This is a genomic window from Staphylococcus sp. EG-SA-17, assembly GCF_017151845.1.
GTDB classification, from domain to species: Bacteria; Bacillota; Bacilli; order Staphylococcales; family Staphylococcaceae; genus Staphylococcus; species Staphylococcus aureus.
In genome coordinates this window covers 1-9,313 of record NZ_JACVZO010000046.1, presented here as the reverse complement: position 1 = coordinate 9,313, position 9,313 = coordinate 1, and the positions used below count along the sequence as shown (strand labels likewise).

Sequence of the window (9,313 nt, the reverse complement as noted above, 5' to 3'; positions counted from 1 at the left end):
AGTCATAGTATTTATAACCATCACGTAATTGATAAATGCCACGCGGATCTGTTATTGCGTCATTTTTAGGAACAAATTGTATTTTTAAATGACTAACATTTTCAGGTACTTTAAATAAGCGCCAAATCGGACCATAAGCGACTACTTTTTCACCAATAACTGCATCATTATCAGCATTTTTAATGACTAAATTTGTCATACCTTGATAGTTTTTAGTAGTCATTGTATTAAATTCAAAGATTAATTCAGAATTCGGATTTACTGTTAATGTTTTCTCGATACCATTAAAATCGCCATGGTCATTTACATCATTACCTCTAATACGACCTAACGCAATTACATTGCCTTGTGCTTGATAGTTCTTAGCATCTCCTGAATCAAACATACTCGTTCTTACCATCGCATGACTAAATACCCCTACTTTACCACCATTAATTAATGTAAAACCTGGTAAATTATCAACGACGGTTACTGTTGGCACAGAGCGGTTCGTACTTGGTCTAATACCGTTATCATCAAATGACAGCACTTCGTTAGGTGCATTTTGTCCTATATTATTGGCATTGGGATCAGTTGTTGGCGTGTATGGCGCTGTAATTGCAACTGGTGCACTACCGTTTCCTGCCGCTGGGTCTGCTGGTGTAGCCGTTGGATCTGCTGGTGTTGCATTAGGATCTGCTGGCGCAGCACGTCTGCTTCTTTTTTTCGGTCTATTAGATGCTTCTTCAGCAATCGCAACTAACTCTGGCTTATCTGAAGAATGACGAACATCTTCTTGAATTTCTTTTAAAGTCAGATGACGCGCTGAATCATTGTTATCTGTATTATTAGGCACGTTTAATGTATTGTTATTTGATGATAAATTATTATTTGTATTCGCCGCTGACTCAGTTGCTGTTGACTTAGCATCAGAATGATTATTGTTTGATGCAGATGACGTACTAGGCTGTACTGGCATTGGCACAACTTGATTTGACTCACCAACGTTATGATGATTAGCCAAAGCTTGGTTTGTTGATGCATTTGCCGTCGTATGTTGATTAGGTGTATTTTGCGAACTATTTGTAATATCTCTACTAGTATCGACATTTGTATTATGTGAGTTTCCAGGTAATGCTTGATTTGACTCACCTTGAACATTTTGATCCGTAGTTAAGGCTTGTGCACCATTTGGGTTTGAAAGTAATAAAACTGTTCCGATTAAAGTAGAGAATATGCCTACTTTATACTTCCTAATACTATATTTATTTTTCTTTAACAAATTCATTTCATTTTCCTCCTGGTTGTCTGTTCTCTGCTGTGTTGTTAAGAATTATGCTAAAAATATACGCTCCCTCATATTATGTTTATAGCTATATTATTTTGTACAATATTTTAAGTTCACTCAATTTTATCATCATCATTTTATAAAATAAAGTTTTATTTTATTACAATTTAGTTTCCGTTTTGTAATTAAAATCTTAATAAAACATAACAAGAACGCTTTAGAATGTTTTGTAACAGAAAGTAATTCATACCAAAAAACACCAAGCAACCGAAACGTTACTTGGTGTCATTACAAATGTAATATTATTTTAAATTATGTCACTACTTTAAATACTTTTTATTTCCAAACCTTCATCGCCCCATGCGTGCATGCCGCCTTCGACATTTACGGCATCAATGCCATTTGCCTCTAAATATTCTACAACTTTAGCGCTTCGAACTCCACCAGCACATACAATATAATATATTTCATTTTTATTAAATGAATTTAAATTATCCGGAATGGTATCCATTGGAATCAACTTTGCATTAGGAATATATCCCATTGCTGTTTCTTCGTCAGTACGAACATCAACAATTTGAACTGGTTTAGATTCTAAAAGTTTGTTTTTTAATTCATCTGTAGTAATTGACTTCATTTCAAAGTCCTCCTTAAAACATTATTTAGCTACAATATTGACTAATTTTTGAGGAACAGCGATGACTTTCATGATGTCTTTACCTTCAATACTCGCTTTAACATTGTCATTAGATAAGGCAATTTCTTGCATTTCTTCTTTTGATGTATCTTTAGCAATTTTAATTTTAGCTCTCAATTTACCATTTACTTGAACAACGATTTCTACTTCATCATCTACAAGTAGTGCTTCGTCAAAAGTTGGCCAAGGTTGGTACGTAATAGACTCTTCATGTCCTAATTTTGACCATAATTCTTCACCGATATGTGGTGCAATAGGTGCTAACATTTTAACGAAGCCTTCAATGTAAGGTTTATAAACTTCATCAACTTTATAACACTCATTAATAAATACCATTAATTGACTAATAGCAGTATTAAATCCTAATGTTTCAAAGTCTTCTGTTACCTTTTTAACAGTTTGGTTATAAACTTTATCTAAAGATTTATTATTTGTAGTTACAATTTTTGAACTCAATGTTCCATCTTCATTTACCATTAAACGCCATACGCGATCTAAGAATCGACGAGACCCATCTAATCCTTTTTCACTCCATGCAATTGCAGCATCTAAAGGTCCCATAAACATTTCGTAAAGACGTAAAGTATCTGCACCATGAGACTGTACTATATCATCAGGATTGATTACATTTCCTTTAGATTTACTCATCTTCTCATTACCTTCTCCTAAAATCATACCTTGGTTAAATAATTTTTGGAAAGGTTCTTTAGTAGGTACGATACCCAAATCATAAAGGACTTTATGCCAAAATCTTGCATATAATAAGTGAAGAACCGCATGTTCTACTCCACCGATATATAAATCAACAGGTAACCAATGTTTTAATTTTTCAGGATCTGCTAACATATTTTCATTTTTAGGATCGATGTAACGTAAATAATACCAACAACTACCTGCCCATTGTGGCATTGTATTTGTTTCACGACGTCCTTTCATACCTGTTTTTTCATCTACAACATTTACAAATGAATCAATATTAGCTAGTGGAGACTCACCAGTCCCTGATGGCTTGATTTCATCTGTTTCAGGTAACAACAATGGTAGCTCTTCTTCAGGAACAGTTGTCATTGTTCCATCTTCCCAATGAATGACAGGAATTGGTTCGCCCCAATAACGCTGACGACTGAATAACCAATCTCTTAATTTGTAATTAACTTTCTTTTCGCCAGCACCTTTTTGCTCTAATAATTGAATAGCTTTAGTAATTGCCGCTTCATTTTCTAAACCATCAAGTTCACCAGAATTAATATGTTTACCTTCACCAGTGTATGCTGCTTCTTCAACATTTCCACCTTCGATGACTTCAATGATTGGCAAATCAAACTTTTTAGCAAATTCATAATCTCTGTCATCATGCGCTGGTACTGCCATAATTGCTCCAGTACCATATGTTGATAATACATAATCAGCAATCCAAATTTGTACTTTTTCACCAGATAAAGGATTAATTGCATATGCACCAGTAAACACACCTGATTTATCTTTTGCTAAATCTGTACGTTCTAAATCTGACTTTTTAGAAGCTTCTGTTTGATAAGCTTTTACTTTTTCTTTATATTCATCAGTAGTAATTGAATTAACTAATGCATGTTCAGGACTTAAGACTAAGAATGATGCACCATAGATTGTATCTGGTCTAGTCGTAAATACTTCTACTTTTCCTTCCGTATTATCTACATCAAATGAAACTTTGGCCCCTTCAGAACGTCCAATCCAATTGCGCTGCATATCTTTTAAAGACTCAGGCCAATCTAAATCATCTAAATCTGCTAATAATTGATCTGCATATTCTGTGATTTTAAGTACCCATTGTTTCATCGGCTTACGATAAACTGGATGTCCACCACGTTCAGAGACACCATCAATCACTTCTTCGTTAGATAAAACAGTGCCTAATGCTGGACACCAGTTAACTGCAACTTCATCAACGTATGCTAAACCTTTGTTATATAACTGTATGAAAATCCACTGTGTCCATTTATAGTATTCTGGATCTGTTGTATTAACTTCACGATCCCAATCATAACTGAACCCTAATTCTTTAATTTGTCGTTTAAAAGTTTGGATATTTTTCTTTGTAAATTCACGTGGGTCGTTGCCAGTGTCTAAAGCATATTGCTCTGCTGGTAATCCGAATGCATCCCACCCCATCGGATGTAATACATTATATCCTTGCATTCTTTTATATCTTGAAATGATATCTGTTGCTGTATAGCCCTCAGGATGTCCAACATGTAAACCAGCACCTGATGGATATGGAAACATGTCTAAAGCATAAAATTTCTTTTGACCTAAGTTATCATTTGTTTTAAATGTTTTATTTTCGTCCCAATAGTCTTGCCATTTCTTTTCAATTTGATTGTGGTTGTAATTCAACACATTTCCTCCTATTCAATAAAAAAGACACCTCTAACTATTCTATTTACATAGGGACGACATTTGCCGCGTTACCACCCTATTTCACAAAAATTGTGCACTCATTTTAATAGTAAGAGATGTCATTCATTCAATTTAAAATTAATACGATTTACATTTAGTCCTTAACACTAGCTCTCAGCATCACTAGCTTTCTGTAGAAAAGCTCCAAACGAAATTAAATTATACAAATTAATATTATGTTATAACGACATTTATTTCAAGTCTATAACGTTAATTCTATTTACTCATTATGCATCTATTTTTTTAGGTTGCGTATTATTCTCCTTGAAAACCATTAATAATATTAATGCAAATACAAGTAGTAGCATCATACCGATAAACATCATGCGCATATTAAACGCATCAACTAATACACCACCAAGAAATGGACCAAATGCTTTTCCTACTGTAGCAGCTGAATTCACAAAACCTTGGTACTGTCCTTGCTTACCATCTGGCGCTAACTGATTGGCTATAGTTGGAACTGCTGGCCATACAAACATTTCTCCAAAAGTTAAAATAATCATACCGACAACAAATATTGTAAAGTTTTCGGCAAAACTCGTGACAAAGAACGACAACATAAAAATGATGATGCCGACAAACATTTGCTTCTTTAAGTTTCCTTTTAACAGATAGAGAACCGGTTTAATTAATGGTTGTGCTACTAAAATCATTATTCCGTTAATTGTCCATAAAACACTATATTGTGCCATTGAAATATTAATAGATTGTGTAAATGATGCGATTGTAGACTCCCATTGAATATACGCAACCCAACAAATTGCAAACATTGCACAAATTAGTACTAATGAAATAAATCTTGCTTTATTCTTTTTACCAGTAATATCTAAATGAGTTGGATATTTAACTTTCGCATTAATTTCAATATTAAATTGCGTTACCGCGACAAGCGCAAACACAACATACATAATAAGATTGGCTAAAAAGATATAGTTAAAGCTAAATTCTGCGACAAAGCCGCCCATTGCAGCACCGACAGCCACACCAATATTTTGCGCTAAGTATATCGCATTAAACGTTTGTCTTCCGCCATTTGGCCACACTGCTCCAGCCATAGCGTATATCGCAGGAATAATCATTCCGCCACCAAACCCTAACATTACAAGCCATACAGCATACCAAGGCCACCCGTGAAAGAAATTAAGTAGCGTTGTACTACAAAGACAAGTGAAAGTTCCAATTAAAATCGTCTTGTATCCACCTAATTTATCAAATAGTGAACCACCTAATAAGTTTCCAATAACCATGCCAAATGAATTTATCATTAGCACTAAACCAGCAACAGTTAAACTTTTTCCAAGTTCTTGTTTCATATAAATTGTATTTAAAGGCCACAAAAAACTGGAACCAGTAATATTTAACGCCATGCCAATTACTAGCCACCAGACTGATTTAGGTATATTCATATTTCATAGTTCCTCTCTCTTTTTTGTCAAACTATAATAAACACTATAACATTAAAATATGTTAAAATCTGTACTTAGAACTCTTTTTTTTATAGAAAGGAAAATGACATATGGGCAATCATTTCCAATACGCTTTTGAAAACAAACGTTATCACACGTGGAATTACCATTTAAAAAATAAATTTGGACAAAAAATATTTAAAGTTGCATTGGATGGCGGGTTTGACTGTCCTAACCGCGATGGCACTGTAGCACATGGTGGATGTACATTTTGTTCTGCTGCAGGTAGCGGAGACTTTGCAGGTAATCGTGCAGATTCAATCGCAGTACAATTTAAAGAAATTAAGGAAAAGATGCATGAGAAATGGCACGAAGGAAAATATATTGCTTATTTTCAGGCATTTACAAATACACATGCACCAGTTGAAGTATTAAAAGAAAAATTCGAACCTGTACTTAAAGAACCGGGTGTTGTGGGATTATCTATTGGTACGCGTCCTGACTGTCTACCAGACGATGTTGTCGAATATTTAGCAGATTTGAATCAACGAACATACTTATGGGTTGAATTAGGACTACAAACAATCCATCAATCAACATCTGATTTAATCAATCGTGCCCATGATATGAAAACTTATTATGATGGTGTGGCAAAATTACGTAAGCATAATATCAATGTATGTACACACATCATTAATGGCTTACCTGGCGAAGACTATGACATGATGATGGCTACTGCCAAAGAAGTTGCACAAATGGATGTACAAGGTATTAAAATTCATTTACTTCATTTGTTAAAAGGTACACCGATGGTAAAACAATACGATAAAGGTTTATTAACTTTTATGACTCAAGAAGAATACACAAACCTAGTTGTGGATCAATTAGAAGTGATTCCCCCTGAAATGATCGTTCACCGAATTACCGGTGATGGTCCAATAGATATCATGGTCGGTCCAATGTGGAGTGTTAATAAATGGGAAGTATTAAATGGCATCGATGCTGAATTAGCACGTAGAAATTCTTATCAAGGCTTGCGTTACAAGTCTAAGGTGAAGCAATGAAATTAGAACGTATACTCCCTTTTTCAAAAACACTTATTAAACAACATATAACACCAGAAAGTATTGTTGTAGACGCAACTTGCGGTAACGGCAATGACACTTTATTTTTAGCCGAACAAGTACCAGAAGGACATGTTTATGGTTTCGACATTCAAGATTTAGCTTTGGAAAATACACGTGATAAAGTTAAGGATTTCAATCATGTTTCTTTAATAAAAGATGGACATGAAAATATTGAACATCATATAAATGATACACATAAAGGTCATATTGATGCAGCCATCTTTAACCTAGGTTATTTGCCTAAAGGTGATAAATCTATCGTGACAAAGCCTGACACGACAATCCAAGCTATTAATTCATTGCTATCATTAATGTCAATTGAAGGTATTATTGTACTTGTTATATATCATGGTCATAGCGAAGGACAAATTGAGAAGCATGCATTGCTTGATTACTTGAGTACTTTGGATCAAAAGCATGCGCAAGTTTTGCAATATCAATTTTTAAACCAACGTAATCATGCTCCATTCATTTGTGCCATAGAAAAAATTTCTTAAGCATTTGCTGCGCTATACTATTTATAATTTAGGATTGAGTAGTCAACATTTGAAAAATTAATACCAACAACAAAAAGAGGTTTTCAACTTAATGAAAACCTCTTTTTATGCTATTAAACTTACACAGCAATAATTGCGTTTAAACTATTTTGCATTGCTGTTGCTCTACTTGCAATCGCATCACTGATGAAATTCAACAACTCTACTTTCTCTTGTTGTAACTTTTCATTGAAATGAATAATAACTGTTCTTTCATCGTCAACAGGACGCTCTTTGTAAATCCATTCTAATTCAACTAAATTATTATACGTTCTCGTACGCTTATACGGTTTAACTTCAACAAATCTGTCCATTTCTTTAAGCGTCATAGAACCTTTTTGCCATAAAGTTAGTAAAATTAAAATTTCTTCTCTAGACATTTTGTATTCGCTTTCAATCTCGCTGAAAATTGAGTTAATGTCACCCAAAAGTGTTTCTAATTGCAAAATCCCAAATACAGTGTCGTTATTTACTTTTTTCATGCTAAACATCTCCCAATTAATAATCACATATTTAGCTACCATACAAGTATTAACAAACATCCCAACAATCCCAAAACTTGTATGTGCTAACTTATGCATAAAACTACAAGTGTAAATAAACTTGCTTTCTATTCAATTGTCAAAGTTGAATAAAATTAAATAAGTATAAAAACCAATAATCAATAGAGTTAATATTTAGAAATAAGATAATAGTACATAAAACAAATCACTCTATTACATATTAATTTTATAATTTATATACAAAGAAAATATATCAATATTACCATTAAATTGCAACAATTCTACATATATTTCTTCAAAAAAGATACGCATTGAATTTTTATTACATATAACTCTCATGAAAATTGATTAAACTAAATTAATTAGTTAGCCTTAAATTTAACAAATTAAATCAAACCGAATGAGGCTAAATTGGTTATTTTTCAAGATATGATTTGTATAAATCAAAACATTTCTTACAAATCAAATGTGTATAAAATGTGATATACATTCTCAACCTTAAAAAAGTTCTAAAAAAAAGATGAGCATCTACTGTCTCATCTTTCAGTTCTTTTTTACGGGTCTGTTTTCTAATTTGAGCACAATCTTCGATTTCTTTATCTAAATGACTACCAATTAAATCTATTTCTTCTATTGTTAAATCGCTATCTCCATCTTCTTTTATCACTGGTATTATTTTTTCTTCAACTAAGTCACGATATAATGCTTTTGAATTTTCGTTCAATTTCGATTCGTGATTTTGAATACTTTTCTTCCACACAAATGTATATCTATTGGCATTAGCTTCTACTTTTGTACCATCAATAAAAATTGAATTATTATCAATAAGATTTTGCTTTAAACATTGACTATAGAACTGAATAAATAAAGATTCAATTAACGCATCAGTATTAGGATTCACTCTAAAACGATTAATAGTTTTATAAGAAAGTGTTTGATCTTGGGCTAACCACATCATTCGAATACTGTCATGAAGTAATTTCTCTATTCTACGACCAGAAAATACAGATTGAGTATATGCATATAAGATGATTTTTAACATCATTTTTGGATGATAGGATGTTGCACCACGATGATGTCTGAATTCATCGAATTCGCTATCAGGTATCGTTTCAACAATTTCATTAACATATCGCGAAATATCATTTTGAGGAATTCTAACGAAGTTTCTATTGGTAGTGTAAGTTGGGGTCATGTTATAATTTTTATACATAAGGCACCTCTTTAATTTAGTTTAGTAGTATTTATTAAATTATACGAAGGGACCCAACACAGAAAATTCATTTTATTGAATTTTACATTTATGTGCAAGTTGGGAAAAATGTCTTATTTTTT

Annotated in this window: 7 protein-coding genes and 1 pseudogene; 2 read left to right on the top strand and 6 right to left on the bottom strand. The window is 32.9% G+C overall.

The genetic code is table 11. The features are described from left to right. The 4 genes from IDG65_RS13530 to IDG65_RS13515 all read right to left on the bottom strand — a co-directional run. A partial coding sequence (locus IDG65_RS13530) for a SasC/FmtB family protein (protein WP_206174160.1) occupies positions 1-1,267 on the bottom strand: 1,267 nt, incomplete at its 3' end. A gap of 325 nt (positions 1,268-1,592) precedes the next feature. Then, positions 1,593-1,904: a rhodanese-like domain-containing protein gene (locus tag IDG65_RS13525; RefSeq protein ID WP_000836465.1), complete on the bottom strand. Its 312-nt coding sequence runs from the start codon at positions 1,902-1,904 to the stop codon at positions 1,593-1,595. A gap of 21 nt (positions 1,905-1,925) precedes the next feature. Beyond that, positions 1,926-4,343 carry a leucine--tRNA ligase gene (gene leuS, locus IDG65_RS13520; RefSeq protein WP_001670372.1) on the bottom strand — a complete coding sequence of 806 codons (2,418 nt, stop codon included), beginning with the start codon at positions 4,341-4,343 and terminating at the stop codon, positions 1,926-1,928. Positions 4,344-4,630: 287 nt separating this feature from the next. After that, positions 4,631-5,812 carry an MDR family MFS transporter gene (locus IDG65_RS13515; RefSeq protein ID WP_001025067.1) on the bottom strand — a complete coding sequence of 394 codons (1,182 nt, stop codon included), beginning with the start codon at positions 5,810-5,812 and terminating at the stop codon, positions 4,631-4,633. 110 nt (positions 5,813-5,922) lie between these two features. Here IDG65_RS13515 and mnmL point away from each other — a divergent pair, with 110 nt between their 5' ends. Further along, complete coding sequence (gene mnmL / locus IDG65_RS13510; RefSeq protein ID WP_000526539.1) at positions 5,923-6,876, top strand: tRNA modification radical SAM protein MnmL/YtqA; 954 nt, start codon at positions 5,923-5,925, stop codon at positions 6,874-6,876. Then, the gene (gene mnmM / locus IDG65_RS13505; protein ID WP_000764423.1) at positions 6,873-7,436 is read left to right on the top strand and encodes a tRNA 5-(aminomethyl)-2-thiouridylate-methyltransferase MnmM; all 564 of its coding nucleotides are present in this window, start codon (positions 6,873-6,875) and stop codon (positions 7,434-7,436) included. The genes mnmL and mnmM overlap by 4 nt, the downstream gene beginning before the upstream one ends. Positions 7,437-7,555: 119 nt before the next feature. Here mnmM and IDG65_RS13500 read toward each other — a convergent pair whose 3' ends face one another. Beyond that, the gene (locus tag IDG65_RS13500) at positions 7,556-7,957 is read right to left on the bottom strand and encodes a transcriptional regulator, SarA/Rot family (protein WP_000757543.1); all 402 of its coding nucleotides are present in this window, start codon (positions 7,955-7,957) and stop codon (positions 7,556-7,558) included. A 571-nt stretch (positions 7,958-8,528) separates the two neighbouring features. Then, a pseudogene (locus IDG65_RS13495) lies at positions 8,529-9,191 on the bottom strand (transposase); the annotation flags it as partial. Positions 9,192-9,313: the final 122 nt, after the last annotated feature.